Here is a 17,460-nt window from a genome sequence, read left to right on the forward strand (position 1 = left end):
TCAACCACACGTACCGAGTGGATGCGCCGGCCCGCTGGTGGCGGGTGGTAATTTCGCCCGGCGGGACGGTCGGCTCGACCGGCGCGGGCGTTGGGGAGGGTGACGGTGGCGGACTGGCTGGCGGCGCTCGACCGCCGCGCCGAGCTGCGGGCGAAGGCCGGGCTGACCCGGCGGCTGCACCCGCGTCCGGCCGGGGAGGCGATCACCGATCTCGCCGGCAACGACTACCTCGGCCTGGCCACCCACCCGGAGGTCGTCGCCGCGGCCGCGCGGGCGCTCTCGGCGTACGGGCTGGGTGCGACCGGCTCACGTCTGGTGCGCGGCTCCACCGACGCCCACCACGCGCTGGAGGACGCGCTCGCCGACTGGCTCGGCGCCGACCGGGCGCTGGTCTTCTCCTCCGGTTACCTGGCCAACCTCGGCGCGCTGCGCGCCCTGGTGCAGCCCCGTACGCTGCTCGTCTCCGACGCGCACAACCACGCCTCGCTGATCGACGGCTGCCGGATCTCCGGCGCCGAGACGGTGGTCACCCCGCACGCCGACGTGACCGCGGTGGCCGCCGCCCTCGCGGTGGCACCGGGCCGGCCGGCCGTGGTGGTCACCGAGTCGGTCTTCTCCGTCGACGGCGACCTCGCCCCGCTGGCCCGGCTGCACGCGGTCGCCCGCCGCTACGGCGCCCTGCTGCTCGTCGACGACGCCCACGCGCTCGGCGTCACCGGCCCGGCCGGCGCGGGGGCGGTGGCCGCGGCGGGGCTGGCCGGCCAGCCGGACGTGGTGGTGACCGCCACCCTGTCCAAGGCGCTCGGCGGCGCGGGCGGCGTGGTCACCGGTCCGGCCGAGTACGTCCGGCACCTGGTCGAGACCGGGCGGACGTTCATCTTCGACACCGCGCTGCCGCCCGCGGTCGCCGCCGGCGTGCACGCTGCGGTCGCCCTGGCCCGCGCGGGCGACCCGCTCCGCGCCGAACTGGCCGAGCGGGCCGCGCTCGCGGTACGGCGGCTGCGCGACGGTGGTCTGACCGTCTCCACGCCCGACGCCGGGGTGGTCTCGGTGACCGCGCCCGGCCCGGAGGCGGCGACGGCGTGGGCCGCGCACTGCCGGGACCGGGGCGTGGCGGTCGGTTGCTTCCGGCCGCCGTCCACCCCGGACACCCGTTCGCGCCTGCGGCTGACCATCAACGCCGGGGTGCCCCGGGCCGACTTCGACCGGGCCCTGGACGTGATTCTGGAGTGTGCGCCATGAGCGCGGGTGTGCCGTGGCGGGGGACGGTCGTGGTGACCGGCACCGACACCGAGGTGGGCAAGACGGTGGTGACCGCGGCGATCACCGCGGCCGCGCAGGCCGCCGGGCTGCGGGTGGCCGTGGTCAAACCCGGCCAGACCGGTACGGCGACGGGTGAGCCCGGCGACGTGGACTCGGTGCAGCGGCTGGCCGCCCCGCTCACCGGCCGCACCCTGGCCAGCTACCCGGACCCGCTCGCCCCGCTCACCGCGGCCCGGGTGGCCGAGCTGGAGCCGCTGGAGCTGTACACCGCGGTCGACGCCGTCCGTGAGGAGGCGGAGAAGCACGATCTGGTGCTGGTGGAGGGGGCCGGCGGTCTGCTCGTGCCGATGGGGCTGCGTCCGTCCGGTGAGCCGTGGACGGTGGCCGACCTGGCCGTCTCGCTCGGTGCGCCGGCGGTGGTGGTGGCCCGGGCCGGGCTGGGCACGCTCAACCACACCGCGCTGACCATGGAGGCGCTGGACCGCCGCGCGGTGCCCGCCGGGGTGGTCATCGGCGCCTGGCCGAACGCTCCGGAGCTGGTGCACTGGACCAACCTCAGCGACCTGTTGCCGAACCTGCTCGGCGCCCTGCCGTCCGGCGCCGGCGCGATGGACCCGGGAGTGTTCCGGCGCTCCGCGCCGGGCTGGCTCACCCCGGCGCTGCACGGCGTGCTGGACGACTGGCGCGCCTGGGCCGAGGAGATCGGCTGAACACCTGACTTTCGTCGGTGTCCGCCCCGCCCGACCGTGGGTAGCCTGGCCGCCGTGACCAGCTGGCGGTGGGTGCGCGAGGCCCGGCGCGCGACGGCCGACCGGCCGCGCGTGGCGCGGGACGTGCTGCTCTGGGTGGTGCTCGCCGCCCCCGTCGGATACGCCCGGATCACCCCGCCCCACTCGTGGCGATCGCTGTGGCTGCTGGTCGGCGGGCTGCTGCTGCTCACCGTGGCGGTGGCGGTGAGCCGGCGGCGTCCGCTGGCCGCCCTGGTGCTGGTGGTGCTGGGCTCACTGGTGGACGGCAACTTCGTGTTCGCCATTCCGGTCTTCAGCTACCTGACCGGGCGGCGCAGCGCCGGCGCCGGCCCGGCCGCGGTGGTCTTCGCCCTGATCGCGGCCGGCGGTACGGCGCTCAACCTCGGCCTGCTCGGCTCCGGAGCGGCGACCTGGTTCCTGCTCGCCTCGGTGCTGCTCTTCGCCGGGGTGTTCCCATGGCTGGTCGGCCGCTACCGGCGGCAGCAGCACGAGCTGGCCGAGGCGGGTCGCCGGCACGCCGACGCGCTGGTTCGCGAACAGCGCGGCACCGCCGAGCGGATCCGGCTGCGGGAGCGGGCCCGGATCGCGCAGGAGATGCACGACTCGCTGGGCCACGAACTCAGCCTGATCGCGTTGCGGGCCGCCGCCCTGGAGGTCGCCGCCGACCTCGACCCGCGGCACCGGGGCGCGGCGGGGGAGTTGCGGGCCAGCGTCGCCACCGCCACCGAGCGGCTGCACGAGATCATCGGTCTGCTCCGCGAGGAGGGCGGCGCCAGCTCCACCCGGCCGTCCGACGAGACGGTCGCCGACCTGGTCGACGGCGCCCGCGAGGCGGGCATGGTGGTACGCCTCGACGACGCCCTCGACTCGCCGCGGCTGCCGGCGCTGACCGGGCACGCCGCGCACCGGGTGGTACGCGAGGCGCTGACCAACGCGGCCCGGTACGCCCCGGGCGCGCCGGTCGAGGTGCGCCTCTCCCGCGCCGGTGACCGGGTCGAGGTCGCGGTCGTCAACGCCCCGCCACCGGCCGGGCCGCCGCCCGTCGGGCCGTCGCACGGCAGCGGGCTGGTGGCGCTCGGCGAGCGGGTACGCCTCGCCGGCGGGACCGTGGCGGCCGGTCCGTCTCCCGACGGTGGCTTCGCCGTGCGGGCCTGGCTGCCGGTGACCGGCCCGACGCCGAGGCCCGCGACCGGTCCGGCGGACGGGCGGGTGGACTCACCGGTGCTCGCCGATTCGCCGGGACCGGAGCTGCGCGAGGCCCGCCGGCGGGTCCGGCGCAGTCTGCTGGTGGCGTTCGGCGCGCCGGCGGGCCTCGCGCTCGCCCTGTCGCTGATCTACTACCCGATGGCGACCGCCGGCACGGTGCTCGACCGGGCGACCTTCGACGGGATGCCACTCGGCGCGCCCCGGGCCGACCTGCCGGGGCTGCCCCGCCGCCAGCTCGACCGGCCGACCGGAGCCGACCGGGCCGGCTGCGAGTACTACACCGACGGGAACTTCCCCCTGGCCCAGCCGACCTGGCGGCTCTGCTTCGCCGACGGCCGGCTGATCAGCAAGGAGCGGATCGACCAGTGAGCACCGACAGCGCCGAGGCCGTCCCGGTCCGGGTCGTCCTGGCCGACGACGAGGCGATGATCCGGGCCGGTGTCCGGGCGATCCTCGCCACGGACCCGGGGATCGAGGTGGTCGCGGAGGCGGGCGACGGCCGCGCGGCGGTGGAACTGGTCCGGGCGCACCGACCCCAGGTCGCCCTGTTGGACATCCGGATGCCGAGGTTGGACGGGTTGAGCGCGGCCGCGGAGATCCGCCGCCTGGTGCCGCAGACCGCCACCGTCATGCTCACCACCTTCGGCGAGGACGACTTCGTCGCCCGGGCGCTCGGGCACGGGGCGAGCGGCTTCCTGCTCAAGTCCGGCGACCCGCGCGAGCTGATCGCCGGGGTGCACGCGGTCGCCGACGGCGGGGCGTACCTGTCGCCGCGGGTGGCCCGCCGGGTGATCGAGCTGGGCGGCGGACGGCTGGCTCGGCGACCGGCGGCCCGGGAGCGGACGGCCGGCCTGACCGACCGGGAGCGGGAGGTGCTGGCGCTGGTCGGAGCCGGGCTCTCCAACGCCGAGATCGCGCGCCGGCTGTACCTGGTCGAGGGGACCGTGAAGGCCTATCTGACCAGCATCTTCACCCGGCTGGAGGTGCGTAACAGGGTGCAGGCGGCGATCGTCGCGTACGAGGCCGGGCTGGTCGAGCAGTGACCGCACCCGGTCAGTTCACGTAGTCCTCCAGCAGCGCCGGGGTGAGCCCGGAGCGGTAGATCGCCTTGAGCGCTCCGAGGAGGTCGTCCATCAGCGCCGGCCGGAAGTGCATCAGCAGCACGTCGCCGGGCTGCACCACCTTCGTCGGGGTCTGATAGCGCACCTTGCCCTTGTCGACGGTCTCGCTCCAGTGGAAGACGGCCTTCATGCCGCAGTCGTGCGCGGCCCGCAGCGTGCTCGCGTCGCGGTTGCCGAACGGCGGGCGGAACAACGTCGGCCGCTTGCCGAACAGCTCCTCCAGCTTCTCCGCCGCCCCGCAGATCTCGTGCTTCTGGAAGGCGTACGACCGGCCCGACAGCGACGTGTGGGTGATCGTGTGGTTCTCGACCACCCCGCCCGCGGCCTCGATCTGCTTGAAGTAGTCGGTGTGCGCCGCGGCGGCCGGGGAGTTCAGGAACATGGTGACCGGGATACGCGCCTCCCGGATGAAGTCGATCGCGGCGGGCGGCCGGGCCAGCCCACCGTCGTCGATGGTGATGAAGGCGACCTTCTGCTCGGTCGGCACCCGGTGCCAGAACGGGGCCGCGCCGCTCGCGGGCAGCGGCACCCGCTGCGGGGGCGGGGCCTCGGGGAAGTCCGGCACCTGGGCCAGGTACCAGGCCAGACTCTTGTACGCGGGCGGCACGCTGGCCGACGGCGAGGGCGACTGCGGCCCCGCCCGCCCCGCCGAGGGCTGGGGCGAGGCGGTCGGGCCGCGCTGGTCCGCGGTGAAATGCCGAGCGGTGTACGTGGGGCGGGCCGCGCAGCCGGTCACGGCGAGCAGAGCCAGGAGCGGGAGCACGGCAAGGAGGCGACGAGCGGGGGCGGATGGCACGCCGGCAACCTATCGGGCGAAGGTGAAGATCTGTCAGCCGGACGCCCCGGGCCCGAGGGGATTCAGGCGTCTCGGCGGCGCAGCGCGGCCCGGCCGAGCACGAGCGCGGCGAGCGCCCAGCCGGCGAGCAGCAACAGCCCCACGACGGCCGGATAGGGGTCGGCGTCGCCGGCCAGGAAGTGTCCGCCGGCCACCCCGGGGAAGCCGTCCGCGACCCGGTTGAGCACGGTGATGTCCGGCTCCTGGAGCGAGAGCGGCACGATCATCAGGACGGCGACCAGCACGGTCAATGTGAGCACCGCGCTGCGCAGGGCGGCGCCCAGGCCGAGCGCCAGCACCCCGATCAGCGCCAGGTAACCGGCGACCGCGAGCACGTCCCGTGCCGTGCCGGCCGCCGGGGCGGTGCCCCACTCGCCGAGCACCGGCCGGGCGACCAGCGCGCCGATACCGCCGACCAGCAGCCCGACCACGAACGTCACGGTCCCGGTCACCACGGCCTTGGCCAGCAGTACGCGCCCGCGCGACGGCGTGCAGCGCAGCGTCGTACGGATGGTGCCGCTGGTGAACTCGCTGGTGATGGCGAGCAGCCCGAGCGCCAGCACGGCGTACTGGGTCAGCTCCATCGAGCCGATGACGATGTGCCCGACGGTGACGATCCCGGCGTCGTCGGCCGGGTCGTCGTTGGTGTTCGCGTTGGCCGCGTAGATCGCCAGTTGTCCGGCGGCGGCCGCGGTCAGCACCACCGCCGCGAGCAGCGTCCACCAGGTGCTGCGCACCGACCAGAGCTTGGTCCACTCGGCGGCGACCGTGCCGCCGAAGCCGGCGAACCCGGCCGGCCCGGTGGGACGGGTGGTGGGTCGGGTGCGGGTGAGGGTGCTGCTCATCGGGCGGCCTCGCTTCCGGTCGGTACGCCGGCGTACTCGACGCTGTCGGCGGTGAGTTCCATGAAGGCCTCCTCGAGCGAGGCACCCTGCGGGCTGAGTTCGTGCAGCCGCAGCCCCAGCTCGTACGCCAGGTCACCGACCCGGTCGACGCCGGCGCCGGTGACGGTCAGCTCGTCCGGGCCGGTCGCGTCGACGCCGGCCCCGATGGCGGTGAGCCGTCCGGCGAGCGCGGCCAGCCCGTCGGGGTGGGGGCTGCGGACCCGGACCGCGACCGGCCTGCCCGCGACCACCTCGTCGACGGGCGCGTCGGCGAGCAGCCGCCCCCGGCCGATGACGACCAGTTGGTCGGCGGTGAGCTGCACCTCGCTCATCAGGTGACTGGAGACGAAGACGGTGCGCCCCTGCCCGGCCAGGGACCGCATCAGCTGCCGGACCCAGCGCACCCCGTCCGGGTCGAGCCCGTTCACCGGCTCGTCGAACATCAGCACCGCCGGGTCGCCGAGCAGCGCGCCGGCGATGCCGAGCCGCTGGCCCATGCCGAGCGAGAGGGTGCGCCCCGGCTTGGCCGCGGCGCGGTCGTCCAACCCGACCGCGGCGAGCACCTCGTCGACGCGGCGGGCCGGGATGCCGTTGCTGCGTGCCATCGCCAGCAGGTGCGCCCGGCCGGAGCGGGCCGGGTGGATCGCCGTCGCGTCGAGCAGCGCCCCCACCTCGTACAGCGGGTGCCGCAGCTCCCGGTACGGCCGGCCGCCGACCAACGCCTGCCCGGCGCTGGGCCGGTCCAGGCCGAGGACCATCCGCATGGTGGTGGACTTGCCGGCCCCGTTCGGGCCGAGGAAGCCGGTGACCCGGCCGGGCGCGATGTCGACGGTCAGGTCGTCGACCGCGGTCGTCCCACCGAACCGTTTCGTCAACCCACGTAGTGTGATCATGCGCCGACGCTAGGCGAGCGGGCCGCCGTCCCGCCGTGCCCGAACGGCACCACGGCACCCTGACTTTCGTCAGCCCAGGGCCGGGTCGAGGGCTGCCGCCGTCTCCGTTCGCTCGTTCGCTCGTTCGCTCGTTCGCTCGTTCGCTCGTTCGCTCGTTCGCTCGTTCGCTCGTTCGCGATGCGAGCCGGGTCGAGGCGCCGCCGCGCTGTCGACCTGCCCCAAATCTGGGCCGGTTTCGGGGCCGCCGGGTGCCCGCCGCGTCGGATCGCGGCCGTTTTCGGGGCCGCCGGGTGGCCGCCGCGTCGGATCGCGGCCGCTGTCGGGGCCGCCGCGTCGGATCGCGCCGGTGTCGCGAGCGCCGGCTGGCTGCCGCGTCGGGTCCTGGCCGTGCCGGGATGGGCCGTTGCGTCGGACCAGCTTCGGGTGCTGCCCCGTCTCCTGCTGGGTCGGCCACCTACTCAAATATGGGGCAGTTCGACAGGAGCGCGTGCCTGGTGTCGGGTCCGCTCGGCTGGCTGCTCGCGCCGGCTGGGCCCGCGTTGGCCGGCCGGGGCCGTGGCGATGGTGGCGGTCGCTCGGTCGCGCCGACCCGGCGGACGACGAAGGCGTCGGGCATCCGGAAGGTGAGGTTGTCCGGGCACCACGGCGGTCGGATGACTGTCACTCCGTCCAGCAGCGGCGCGGCCTCGGCCACCACCACGGCCGCCTCCATCCGGGCCAGCACGTCGCCGACGCAGCGGTGCGCGCCGGCCCCGAACGCCAGGTGCCGGCGTGAACCGCGCTGGCCGGGGCGGAACTCGTCGGGCGCGTCGACGGTCGCCGGATCGCGGCCGGCCCGGCCCAGCCAGAGCACGACGCTGCTGCCGGCCGGCACCGCCGTACCACCCAACGTGGTGTCCACCGCCGCGACGCGGCGCCAGGTGACGATCGGCGGTTCGAGCCGCAGCCCCTCCTCGACCACGTCGGCGACCGCGACCTCGCCGGCGCGCAGCCCGGCCCGCACCGCGGGCTCGCCGGCCAGCCGGTGCAGCAGCAGGGTGAGGAACTGCGAGGTGGTCTCCTGCCCGGCCACCAGCAGGAAGAAGAGCGCGCCGACGACCACGTCCGGCGAATGCCCGACCGCGCGCAGCTGGGCGGCCAGTCCGCCGCCGGTCGCCGCGAAGTCGCGGAGCACCCCGTGGAACCGCCCGACCTCGGTGGCGAGCGCCAGTTGCCGGTCGGCGTCCAGCGGCGCCCAGAACAGCTCCAGGGCCGCCCGGGCGAACTCCTTGACCGCACCGACCGGCGCGTCCGGCAGCTCGACCAGCCGGGCCAACACCAGCAGTGGCAGGTCGGCGGCGAGTTCCGCGTAGAGGTCGACCGACTGGCCGGCGTCGAGCGTCGCGCTCAGCCGGGTGACCCGCTCCCGGACCAGCGCGGTGAGCCAGGGACGCTGCGCGGCGACCCGGGCGGGGTGCAGCGCGTCGGCGACGATCGCCCGGATCTCCGGATGGCTGGCCCCGGAGTTGTTCGCCAGCGTCGGCGGCAGCCGGAACCGGTGCCCGGCCAGCACCCGCAGCGCCGTCACCGGCATCGGGGTCACCGCGTCGAGCGCGTTGTCCGGCCGGAAGGTGACCGGATCGGTGAGCACCTGGCGGACCAGCGCGTGCCGGGTGACCACGAGATGCTCCACGCCGACGTGGTCCGCCACCCGGGCCACGTCCGGCCACCTGGTGTCGGCGACCTGCGCCCAGCTGCGGAACAGCACGCCGACACGCTAGTCGGCGGCCTTCGGCAGGCCGGGCCGCAGCTGCCAGACCGTGGTGCGCTTCACCCGTACGGTCTCCAACGCCGGCGGGACCGGCACGTCGTAGACCGCCAGTTCGTCGAAGCGGTCCCGGGGCAGGAACGCCCGGCCGGGGTCGCCGACCAGCACCAGCGCCCCGGCGCGGGCGGCGCGCAGCAGGAACCGCAGCACCCGGTTGGCCATCGCCTGGCTGTAGAAGACGTCCCCGGCGAGCACCACCTGCGCGTCGCCGGCGTCGCCGTCGAGGATGTCGGCGAACTCGGCGTCGACGCGTACCGCGTTGGCCTCGGCGTTGAGCGCCACAGCGGCCACCGCCAGCTCGTCCACCTCGACGGCGCGGACGGTGGCCGCGCCGGCCCGGGCGGCGGCGATGGCGACCAGGCCGGAGCCGGAGGCGAGGTCGAGCACCCGGCGCTCGGCGACCAGCTCCGGGTGGTCGGTCACGTAGCGGGCGAGCGCCTGGCCGCCGGCCCAGGCGAAGGCCCAGAACGGCGGCGGGCGGTCGCTGCTGAACTCACCCTCGGTCAACTCCCAGAGCCCGATGGGCTCGTCCGCCTGGTGCAGTCGCACCTCCGGAACGAACGCCACCGGGGTGAGCCGGGCGTGCAGCCGGACGAAGGCGCTGGAGAGTTCGGGCATCCGGCGATTCTCTCCCACGGCGTTTCACTCGCGTGGCGGGAGTGTCGGGTGACCGGTTCACCACGCTCGGTGATATCAGCCCTTCTCCTTGGCGACCGGTGCGAAGACACCCGTCTGGCCCGCCCACCCCCGTGCTCCTAGCGTTCCCGGGAGGGACGAGGAGAAGTGAGGCGGTGGTGATCGTGTGGCGGTACGCGCTGCGGCTCGGGGTGGTGCTGGCCTGCGTTACCGGGGCGGCGCTCGCCCAGGCCGGGCCGGCGCAGGCCGCCTTCAGCACCCGGCTGAGCGGTCTGCCGGAGCGGTTCACCGCCGGCGGCGAGGTCCGCACCGTCTCCGCCGTGGTCTCCCGCACCGACGGCGGCTGCGTGAAGGTGCGCTGGTCGCTCGTACTCACCGTGCAGGACATCCGGCTGGACCAGGTGAAGGTGGACCGGGTGGAGGAGGACGGGTCGTTCCCGTTCCAGATCCGCACCGACGGCGACGTGGCCCGGCTGACCGACCGTCAACTCGACCCGGGCACGCTCTGTCCGGGCCGGACGGTCACCGCCCACTACCGGGTGGCCTTCGCCGAGGACATCGGCCGCGGCCGGGTCACCCTCGCCGCGGAGGCGTACGACGCCCGGCTGCGGCTGCTCTCCCGGCAGGCCGCCAGCCGGACCGTGGTCGGCGCCGAGGCGACGCCGAGCAAGTCGGCACCGGAACCGACCGAGAGCGTGGCCGAGCCGACCGAGCCGGCGACCGCGGGGGGCGACGAGGAGACCGCGGCGAGCGAGGAGCCGCTGGCCGCGGAACCGGCGGCCGGAGCGGGCCGGCCGGTGTCCGGGTCCGGGGGCTTCGGGACGGTGCAGGCCGCCTTCCTGCTCGGCGGGCTGCTGCTCTCCCTCGGGCTGGGTCTGCTGCTGCGGCTGCGGCACCTGACCCGCACGTCCGGCGCTGCGGACGAGGACGAGGCGGTGTCGGACGGCCGGTGGCCCAGCCCTGGCGGCTACCGCCGCCGGGAACCCGTCCGCTGGTGAACGGCCGCCGGCCCGGGCGGAATCCGCCCGGGCCGGCGCGAGCTGTGCCGCCGGGGCCGGCCGTGGCCGACCCCGGCGGGCGTCACTTCGAGAACGCCTGGAACTCGGCGATGCGGACCTGGTCGCGCGCCGGGCTGGCGGTCGCGCAGTCGGTCGTGGTCGCCGGGTCGTTGTCCTGCTCACCGGCGTACGCGGGACCGCCCGTGCACTGGCTGTCCAGCACCTCCAGCCGCAGGTGGGTGGCGAGGGTGGTGGGCACCGGGAACGAACGCAGGTTGATGTCCCGGGTGTACGCCCGGTACGCCCCGCCTGGGAAGGCGTCCGTCGCGCTGGTGTGGATCCGCCGGAAGTTCGCCGGGTTCGCGCAGTCGGTCGTCTTCGCGTTGCAGGCCAGCACCGCGAACGACCGCAGCGCGCTGAGCGCGTTCTGACTGCCGGCGTCGGCGTCGCCGGTGATCGCCGGGCGCAGCATGGCGCTGACGTTCACCCGCTTCACCACCTGCGGCGCGTCCCCGGGCAGCGCCACGGTGACCTGCTTGCCGGTCACCCCGTCCAGCGCGGCCCAGTTCGTCGCCTCGGTGTCGTCGCCGAGCCGGTCCAGGTTGACCCCGTCGCCGCTGATCGTGGCGCCGGAGGCCGTCGAGGCGAGGTTGCGGCTCATCCGCAGGTCGATGTAGCCGTCACGATCGGCCTTGGCGACCACACTGAGCCGCTGGTGCCCGAACCCGGGTGCCACCGCGAGCAGGTCGTACGTGCCGGCCACCAGCTCCACCGTGTCCGGCAGCGGGGTAGCCGGGTCGGTGTCCGCGATCGGCGTCGCCCGAGCCTCGTACTCCCCGACGTAGAGCCGGATCGGCGCCTCGGCGCTGTCCCCGCGGGGGCGGAGGGTGAACGTCGCGTTGCCGCCCTGCGGCGCGGCGAAGCTCGGCGTCGGGTCGGTGTCCGCGGCGCCGTTGGTGACGGCGTCCCGGCCCATCCCGGAGCGGGCGAACTCGGCCCAGATCAGGTCCTGGTTCGCGCCGCCGAAGCGGAGCTGGTCGGCGGTCAGCATGTTGTCGCGCATGTCGAGCATGCTGACCTGGCTCGCCGCCTGCAGCAGGAACGAGTCGAAGACCAGCTGCGACCAACGCCGGTTGCCCGGGCACTTGTCCGCGGCCACCTTGCCCTGCGCGCACTCCAGCTGCCGCTGGGGCGTGCCGAGGCCGTACCGCTTCACCAGGGCGGAGCGGACGCGGTAGTTGGTGGCACCCCAGATCTCCCCGTCGGCGTGCACGGCCGGGCCGCCGGTGTTGTAGCCGACGTCGGAGTAGTTCAGCGGGCTGCGGCTGAGGTCGTAGTTGCGGATGCCGCTGACCAGGTTGCCGGTGACGTAGCCGCCGATGATGAACGGCGTCTCGCCGGGGGCGCGCAGGTTGTGCTGGAACAGGTACTCGGCGGCGAGCAGGTCGCTCCACGACTCACCCATCGACCCGCCCTGGTGGCCGCCGATCCCGCTGTCCGGGCCGGCGATCATCCGGTTGCTGATCGCGTGGGTGTACTCGTGGCCGATCACCGTCATGTCGTAGTCGCCGTCGACGCAGGGCGGGTAGGGCCCGCCGGCCTGCGGCTGCCACAGGTACATGTTCGTGGTGGGCGGCAGGCCGTCGCGCGGCGTGCCCTGGTTGGCGTTGTTCCGGTTGCCGCTGAGCGCACCCTGCTGGGCCCGACCCTGCTCGGCGTCGTTGCCCAGGCCGTCCGGGGTCAGGTTGACCGCCTGCAGGTTCCAGGCCGACTCGGTGAAGCCCAACTGGTACGCCCAGTCGTGCATCCGGTTGTGCATGGCGAAGAGGTTGCTGATCGCGGCGTCCGCGTCGTTGCGCTGCGCGGAGGTGAAGACCTCCGGGTTGCACTTCGACTGGTGCCACTGGTCGGTGAACGGGTACTCGTAGCGCCGCTCCGGGCTGGGCGTGGCCGGTACGGCCGGAGTGCCGGCGCCCCAGGAGACCACGTTGTTGGCGGAGTTGCCGCGCGAGGTGAAGGTCGGCGTGCCGGTGGCCAGGTCGACGTCCCACGGCTGGCCGCTGGCCGGGTCGCGGAACGCGGCCTGGCAGCCCGGCGCGGGGTCGCCGCACCAGCGGACCCGCGGGTCCTGGCCCGGGCCGAGATCCCGCGGCGGGGTGGCCGGGAAGACCGCCCAGCTCGGATTGTCCGAGTCGAAGTCGACCAGGTCCTCGCGGACCAGCACCCGCCCGGTGATCCCGTCGACGTACGTGGTGAACGCCGCCGGGTGGTCGGTGTCCGATCCGATGAGGGTGACCTCGTAGGCGCTGCGCGGACCCTCCAACGGGGTGGGTACGGCGACCGCGCGGACACTGTGACTGGCCACGCCGGCGGAGTCCAGCCCGGCGTCGGCGAGCGCGGCCGCGTACGCCTGCTCCTCGGTGAGGGTGGCCGGCGCGGGGGCCGCGGAGTCCCGGGCGAGCGAGGAGCTGACCGAGATGACCTTCCCGCCGGTGACCGCGACGGTGACCAGGCCGTCATGCCCGGCGGGCAGGTCGCCGAAGCGCTGCCGGAGGGTGACCACCGCGCCGCTGCCGATCGGGCGCACCAGCACTCGCTCCATCTCGGCCACCGCGGCGGCGTCCAGCCCGAAGAGGTCGCGCTTGTCGGCGAGGTAGGCGCGGGCGGCGGCCTCCGGCTCGGCGGGCAGCCCGGTGGCGAGCGGAGCACTGCCCGGGCCGAGCGCGTGCGGGGTGCCCAGCCGGTTCCACCGGACATCGGGGTCGGCCTGGCGGGCGAGCCCGCGCTGGCGGGCGTCCGGGGCCGCCGTGCCGGCCCGGTTGTCGACGTCGGCGTGCTGGTGTCCCTCCGCGAACGGGCCGGAGCGACGTTCGGCGGACGCGGCACCGGCCGGCGCCGCGGCGCCGACTCCGGTGGGCAGCAGGGCGGCGACCACCGCGCTCGCCGCCAGGACGGGAATGAGCCGGCGTCTAGGCCGGCTCATCCAGGTTGACCACTCCGGGTGTGGCACAGGACCTCCTCGTGGGAGCGGGATGGCCGGCACACTGCCGGCCCCACGCTGCGCGATGACGCATGCGCATCTGTGGATACCAGCCCACTCGGTCGGGGGACAAGGCCCAGGCCACTGCGGGATGAGATGCCGCCGTGCCGCCGCCTCCTGTGAAGGGCGTCCGGTTCAGTCGGCGGGGGCCCAGTTCGGGTCACGGCCGAAGGCGGCGAGGAGCCGATCCTGCTCGTCGGCGCCCGGCGGCAGCTCCACCTCGGAGCGGACCAGCTGGTCGCGCCGGTAGTCGCCGATCCGCCCGGTGAACCAGCGCGCGCACTCGCGGACCGCGTCGGGGTCGAGCCGGGGCTCGGCGCCGATGGCGACGGCGAGGTCCCAGCCGTGGATGAGGTGCTCGGCGAGGAGTTGGTGCAGGTACTCGGCGGCCGGCGTCTCTCCGGCGGAGAGGTGCACGGTGCGCTCGACCGCCCCGGGGTGGGTGGCGGCGATCTCGGCCTGCGCTGCGGCGTCGCGAGCGGCGGCGATCGGGTCGTCGCCGAGCTGGTCGCCGTCGAACCGGTCGCCGACCTCCGCGATGGTGCGGCCGGCGAGCAGTGGGACGCTCCACCGGTCCTCGCCGACCACGTGGTTGACCAGCGTCCGGACGTCCCAGTCGGGGCAGGGGGTCGGCTCCGACCACTGCCCGGGGCCCACCTGGTCCACCCGGTCGGTGAATTCGGCCAGGCTACGGCGGTACGTCTCCAGCAGGTCCATGCCGCCGATTGTTCCGGCCACTGAGGCCGGATGAGCCGTTTTGCCCGCTTCGTGCCGGGTCGACCAGCCGTGATCCACCGGTCGGTCAGCCGGCCTGCCCGCGCGTCGGTCGACCCCTCCGCCCGTGGTGGCGGCCTCAGTCCAGCTCGGTCGGGTCCAGCCCCAGCTCCCGGGCGGTGACCAGGCGTACCCACTCGGTGAACTGTCGCCGCGAGATGACCCGGTCGTGCACCGCCAGCTGCACGGCCAGCCCGTCCATCACCGCACTGATCCGCCAGGCGGCGCCGGCCGGGTCGGCGCAGTCGAAGGTGCCCTCCCGTACGCCGTCGGCGATGACCTCGGCGAGGTCCTCCCGCCATCGCAGGTCGAGCCGCCGGGAGACCCGCTCCAGCTCGGGCGTGCGCAGCGACTCCGACCAGCCGTCGATCCACATCGACCACGACGTCGGGCGCCCGGCCGGGGTGTAGAGCTTGATGATCCGGCGGAGCTTCGTCAGCGGCGGGGCGGTGGAGCGGACCACCGCGTCGAGCCGGGCCAGGTCCTGCTCGACCGCGTACGCGAAGGCCTGGGCGAGCAGCCGTTCCTTGGTCGCGAAGTGGTAGAAGACCAGGGCCTGGCTCACCCCTGCGGCCTGCGCCACGTCGGCCGTCCGAGTGTTGGCCAGACCGCGTTCCGCGATCACGTCACAGGCCGTGCGCAGCAGGGCATCCAGGCGGATCTCGGCCGCACGTCTCGTCACGACGGTTACCGTAACCCATCGGGATGAACACGGGCAGTTACCGTGATGCCCTGAATCGCTGCGAGAACAGTCGGAAGCCGGACACTTCTCACCGGCTCTGGCCTGGGCATCCCCCTCCCGTCGCCAGCTCGTCGGGCTTCAGACCAGTCTCCTAGGAAGCCATAGGGATAGTCGCCTCGCCGCACGGGCTGCGGAAGAATCGGCCGGAACGGGACGGGACGCGCCGACAGGCACCCCGAGTTGGCAACCGTTCCGCGGCTCGGCTAGAGTTCTCATCCGTCACCGGGAAACGCCGATGACACGCGGACGTAGCGCAGCTGGTAGCGCATCACCTTGCCAAGGTGAGGGTCGCGGGTTCGAATCCCGTCGTCCGCTCGGAGCTGCCGCCACGCATGACGGGGGCAACCTCGGTGGGGTGGCCGAGAGGCGAGGCAACGGCCTGCAAAGCCGTGTACGCGGGTTCAAATCCCGTCCCCACCTCGGCAAGACGAACAGACGCGGGCGATTGGCGCAGTGGGAGCGCGCTTCCTTGACACGGAAGAGGTCACTGGTTCAAACCCAGTATCGCCCACCAGTAGGCACAGCACGACGGCTCGTTACCGGTAACCCGGTAGCGAGCCGTTTTGGTTTCCGCGCCCACGCATCCGCCGCACGCCGAACAGAATGCGATGTCGATTGGCGCCTCACGGGCGCTGTGACGGCAAGACCACTATCGGTGGTCCGCCGAAACCGCCGATTGCGCTATCGGGTCGTCCATTCAATTTGCTTATAAACGACCCGCTTATTCGGGTGAGATTCTTCACGCCGGCGTCCGCGTCACAGTTGGCAACCGGCTTTCCGCATCGACGCCGAGCGACGCGCGCCCTGATCGGCGGGGGTCGCAATCCCTTTGTTCGCTTGGGGATCGGCGCGATCCGGCGCGATCCGGCATCCTCTCCGGAAAGCGCGACTCCCGTGGACGTCGACTCGTCGCCGTTCAAGAGACGCCATCTCGTCACGCCTATCCTGAGGGCGGGGGGAGTGTCCACGGCCATCGCGGCAGGTGGCGGCGTGGGCAGCCAGACGGACCCCGAGGTTCAGGGAAAGGCAAAGAAAAATGACGGGTCCCGCCACGCGGAACTGGGATGGCCTGACGGTCCCGGCCTCCGGCACCTATCTGCTCGACCAGGCGCACAAGCGGATCGGGTTTGTCGGCCGGCACATGATGGTGAGTCCGGTGCGTGGCGAGTTCACCGAGGCGGAGGCCCAGATCGTCGTGGACGACGACCCGTTGCGCTCTTCGGTGACCGCCACCATGCGTTCGGCGAGCATCGTCACCGGGCACGACGATCGGGACGTGCACCTGAAGAGCGCCGATTTCCTCGATGTGGAGCGCTATCCGACGCTCGAATATCGCAGCACCGGGGTCAAACTCCAGGACCAGACCGACTCGATTTTCTACTGGGCCCGGCTGCGCAGCAGCAACCGGCTGGTGGGTCGCCGCGGCGGAGTCGACCTCGCGTCGCAGCCGGTCCGTACCTCGGGGCGGTTCGTGCTCACCGGAGAGTTGACCATCAAGGACATCACCCGGCCCGTCGATCTTCAGGTGGAGTACGGCGGGGCCCGGCGCGACCCCTACGGGCAGGACATCTTCGGGTTCACCGCGCGAGCCGAGATCGAGCGCGAGGACTACGGACTGCTCTGGAACGTCGCGCTGGAGGGCGGCGGCGTGCTGGTCGGCAAGAACGTGCGTATCGAGATCGCCGGCGAGGCGATCCGTCAGTCGTGACCCCGGCCGCGGGTCAGAACGACAGCAGCCGGAACGTGCCCACGGTGCGGAAGCCGAGGCGCCCGTAGAGCGACTCACCGGCGGCGCTCGAGGTGAGAGCGGCGGTGCGTACGCCCCGCTCGCGGGCCAGGTCGAGCGCGGCGGCCGTCATCGCGGCGCCGACGCCCCGGCGGCGGTGCTCGGGCTGGGTACCGACGAAGTAGAGCGTGACCAGGCCGTGGTTGAGCCAGGCGACCGCCGTCCCGGCGATCCGTCCGTCGTCGAAGCGCCCGGCCAGCCTGATCACGGTGCCGTCCGCGGTGAACGCCTTCTCCCGGTCGATCGCGGCCGGCACGCCCTCCGGTGGGACTCCGGAGACCCGGGCGTAGGCGGCGACGAACTCGTGCGGGTCGGTGCTTTCGCTGATCCGCAGCCCGGTCGGCGTGGGCGCGACGGTCGCCTGGTCGATCGTCGTGGTCATGATCGGCAGGCGGGCGACCTCGACCGCGCCGAGGGTGAGCAAGGCCTCGGCCGTGCCGGGGTCGCTGTCCGGGCCGGCCCACCAGATCCGGGGCACGCCGTGCAGGCGGTGGCGGGCCTCGACGAGCGCGTCGCGCGGCGTACATCCGGTCACGCGCAGCACGCCGTTCAGGGGTGCGTGCGGCACCTCGCTGCGGTAGGTGAGTAGCTCCGGGCCCCCGGCGGTGCCGATGTTCCAGCCGAGGAGATAGGCCCGGTGCGCGGCGAGCACCGTGTCGAGGGACTCCATGAGTTGGATCTTAACGCGGGGTCGAACCCAGCTGACCAGCGACAATGCGTCGTCCT

At 74.0% G+C, this 17,460-nt stretch carries 14 protein-coding genes, 3 tRNA genes and 1 pseudogene; 9 read left to right on the forward strand and 9 right to left on the reverse strand.

Annotated features, from left to right (window positions below; translation table 11 throughout):
- The first annotated feature begins 105 nt into the window (after positions 1 to 105).
- The 4 genes from ACIP9D_RS13265 to ACIP9D_RS13280 are packed head-to-tail and all read left to right on the forward strand — an operon-like array spanning position 106 to position 4,261.
- On the forward strand, positions 106 to 1,242 hold the full coding sequence (locus ACIP9D_RS13265) for an 8-amino-7-oxononanoate synthase (protein ID WP_350875290.1): 1,137 nt from the start codon (positions 106 to 108) through the stop codon (positions 1,240 to 1,242).
- Entirely contained in the window at positions 1,239 to 1,973 is a 735-nt protein-coding gene (bioD, locus tag ACIP9D_RS13270) for a dethiobiotin synthase (RefSeq protein WP_350875292.1), read from the forward strand. The genes ACIP9D_RS13265 and bioD overlap by 4 nt, the downstream gene beginning before the upstream one ends.
- 54 nt (positions 1,974 to 2,027) lie before the next feature.
- Entirely contained in the window at positions 2,028 to 3,587 is a 1,560-nt protein-coding gene (locus ACIP9D_RS13275; RefSeq protein ID WP_350875294.1) for a histidine kinase, read from the forward strand.
- Positions 3,584 to 4,261, forward strand: coding sequence for a response regulator transcription factor (locus ACIP9D_RS13280; protein WP_350875296.1), 678 nt, complete (start codon positions 3,584 to 3,586; stop codon positions 4,259 to 4,261). The genes ACIP9D_RS13275 and ACIP9D_RS13280 overlap by 4 nt, the downstream gene beginning before the upstream one ends.
- Before the next feature lie 10 nt (positions 4,262 to 4,271).
- Here the strand turns inward: ACIP9D_RS13280 and ACIP9D_RS13285 are convergent, their stop codons facing one another.
- The 5 genes and pseudogenes from ACIP9D_RS13285 to ACIP9D_RS13305 all read right to left on the reverse strand — a co-directional run bounded on the left by ACIP9D_RS13285 (position 4,272) and on the right by ACIP9D_RS13305 (position 9,376).
- Complete coding sequence (locus ACIP9D_RS13285) at positions 4,272 to 5,102, reverse strand: polysaccharide deacetylase family protein (protein ID WP_350875298.1); 831 nt, start codon at positions 5,100 to 5,102, stop codon at positions 4,272 to 4,274.
- 95 nt (positions 5,103 to 5,197) lie between these two features.
- Positions 5,198 to 6,019, reverse strand: coding sequence for an ABC transporter permease subunit (locus tag ACIP9D_RS13290; protein ID WP_350875300.1), 822 nt, complete (start codon positions 6,017 to 6,019; stop codon positions 5,198 to 5,200).
- Positions 6,016 to 6,951: an ATP-binding cassette domain-containing protein gene (locus tag ACIP9D_RS13295; RefSeq protein WP_350875302.1), complete on the reverse strand. Its 936-nt coding sequence runs from the start codon at positions 6,949 to 6,951 to the stop codon at positions 6,016 to 6,018. The genes ACIP9D_RS13290 and ACIP9D_RS13295 overlap by 4 nt, the downstream gene beginning before the upstream one ends.
- 589 nt (positions 6,952 to 7,540) lie before the next feature.
- Positions 7,541 to 8,706 (reverse strand): annotated as a pseudogene (locus tag ACIP9D_RS13300) (cytochrome P450); the annotation flags it as partial.
- 1 nt (position 8,707) lies between these two features.
- Positions 8,708 to 9,376 (reverse strand): 50S ribosomal protein L11 methyltransferase, encoded by a 669-nt coding sequence (locus ACIP9D_RS13305; RefSeq protein ID WP_350875304.1) that lies wholly within the window; start codon positions 9,374 to 9,376, stop codon positions 8,708 to 8,710.
- 173 nt (positions 9,377 to 9,549) lie between these two features.
- Here ACIP9D_RS13305 and ACIP9D_RS13310 point away from each other — a divergent pair, with 173 nt between their 5' ends.
- Positions 9,550 to 10,392 (forward strand): hypothetical protein, encoded by an 843-nt coding sequence (locus ACIP9D_RS13310; protein ID WP_350875306.1) that lies wholly within the window; start codon positions 9,550 to 9,552, stop codon positions 10,390 to 10,392.
- Positions 10,393 to 10,474: 82 nt separating this feature from the next.
- Here ACIP9D_RS13310 and ACIP9D_RS13315 read toward each other — a convergent pair whose 3' ends face one another.
- From ACIP9D_RS13315 to ACIP9D_RS13325, 3 genes are all read right to left on the reverse strand, one after another.
- Positions 10,475 to 13,375, reverse strand: a complete 2,901-nt coding sequence (locus ACIP9D_RS13315) for a M36 family metallopeptidase (RefSeq protein ID WP_350875308.1) — start codon at positions 13,373 to 13,375, stop codon at positions 10,475 to 10,477.
- Positions 13,376 to 13,567: 192 nt separating this feature from the next.
- Complete coding sequence (locus ACIP9D_RS13320) at positions 13,568 to 14,149, reverse strand: TIGR03086 family metal-binding protein (protein WP_350875310.1); 582 nt, start codon at positions 14,147 to 14,149, stop codon at positions 13,568 to 13,570.
- Between the two features lie 136 nt (positions 14,150 to 14,285).
- On the reverse strand, positions 14,286 to 14,888 hold the full coding sequence (locus ACIP9D_RS13325) for a TetR/AcrR family transcriptional regulator (RefSeq protein ID WP_350875312.1): 603 nt from the start codon (positions 14,886 to 14,888) through the stop codon (positions 14,286 to 14,288).
- A gap of 302 nt (positions 14,889 to 15,190) precedes the next feature.
- On the opposite strand from ACIP9D_RS13325, the gene ACIP9D_RS13330 reads away from it, so the two are divergent.
- The 4 genes from ACIP9D_RS13330 (at position 15,191) to ACIP9D_RS13345 (ending at position 16,656) form a co-directional block, all read left to right on the forward strand.
- Positions 15,191 to 15,263, forward strand: a tRNA-Gly gene (locus ACIP9D_RS13330).
- Positions 15,264 to 15,297: 34 nt separating this feature from the next.
- A tRNA-Cys gene (locus tag ACIP9D_RS13335) sits at positions 15,298 to 15,368 on the forward strand.
- A gap of 19 nt (positions 15,369 to 15,387) precedes the next feature.
- Positions 15,388 to 15,462, forward strand: a tRNA-Val gene (locus ACIP9D_RS13340).
- A gap of 522 nt (positions 15,463 to 15,984) precedes the next feature.
- Positions 15,985 to 16,656 carry a YceI family protein gene (locus tag ACIP9D_RS13345; RefSeq protein ID WP_350875314.1) on the forward strand — a complete coding sequence of 224 codons (672 nt, stop codon included), beginning with the start codon at positions 15,985 to 15,987 and terminating at the stop codon, positions 16,654 to 16,656.
- Between the two features lie 13 nt (positions 16,657 to 16,669).
- Here ACIP9D_RS13345 and ACIP9D_RS13350 read toward each other — a convergent pair whose 3' ends face one another.
- Positions 16,670 to 17,404: a GNAT family N-acetyltransferase gene (locus ACIP9D_RS13350; RefSeq protein WP_350875315.1), complete on the reverse strand. Its 735-nt coding sequence runs from the start codon at positions 17,402 to 17,404 to the stop codon at positions 16,670 to 16,672.
- Positions 17,405 to 17,460 lie beyond the last annotated feature (56 nt).

Source organism: Micromonospora sp. NPDC093243, assembly GCF_044753725.1.
In the GTDB taxonomy this organism is placed as follows: domain Bacteria; phylum Actinomycetota; class Actinomycetes; order Mycobacteriales; family Micromonosporaceae; genus Micromonospora.

What these genes read in the sequence shown, in the direction of transcription:
- bioD (WP_350875292.1), top strand. Translation starts at nt 1,239, where the DNA reads ATGAGCGCGGGTGTGCCGTGGCGGGGGACGGTCGTGGTGACCGGCACC.
- ACIP9D_RS13290 (WP_350875300.1), bottom strand. Translation starts at nt 6,019, where the DNA reads ATGAGCAGCACCCTCACCCGCACCCGACCCACCACCCGTCCCACCGGG.
- ACIP9D_RS13295 (WP_350875302.1), bottom strand. Translation starts at nt 6,951, where the DNA reads ATGATCACACTACGTGGGTTGACGAAACGGTTCGGTGGGACGACCGCG.
- ACIP9D_RS13305 (WP_350875304.1), bottom strand. Translation starts at nt 9,376, where the DNA reads ATGCCCGAACTCTCCAGCGCCTTCGTCCGGCTGCACGCCCGGCTCACC.
- ACIP9D_RS13315 (WP_350875308.1), bottom strand. Translation starts at nt 13,375, where the DNA reads ATGAGCCGGCCTAGACGCCGGCTCATTCCCGTCCTGGCGGCGAGCGCG.
- ACIP9D_RS13320 (WP_350875310.1), bottom strand. Translation starts at nt 14,149, where the DNA reads ATGGACCTGCTGGAGACGTACCGCCGTAGCCTGGCCGAATTCACCGAC.
- ACIP9D_RS13345 (WP_350875314.1), top strand. Translation starts at nt 15,985, where the DNA reads ATGACGGGTCCCGCCACGCGGAACTGGGATGGCCTGACGGTCCCGGCC.
- ACIP9D_RS13350 (WP_350875315.1), bottom strand. Translation starts at nt 17,404, where the DNA reads ATGGAGTCCCTCGACACGGTGCTCGCCGCGCACCGGGCCTATCTCCTC.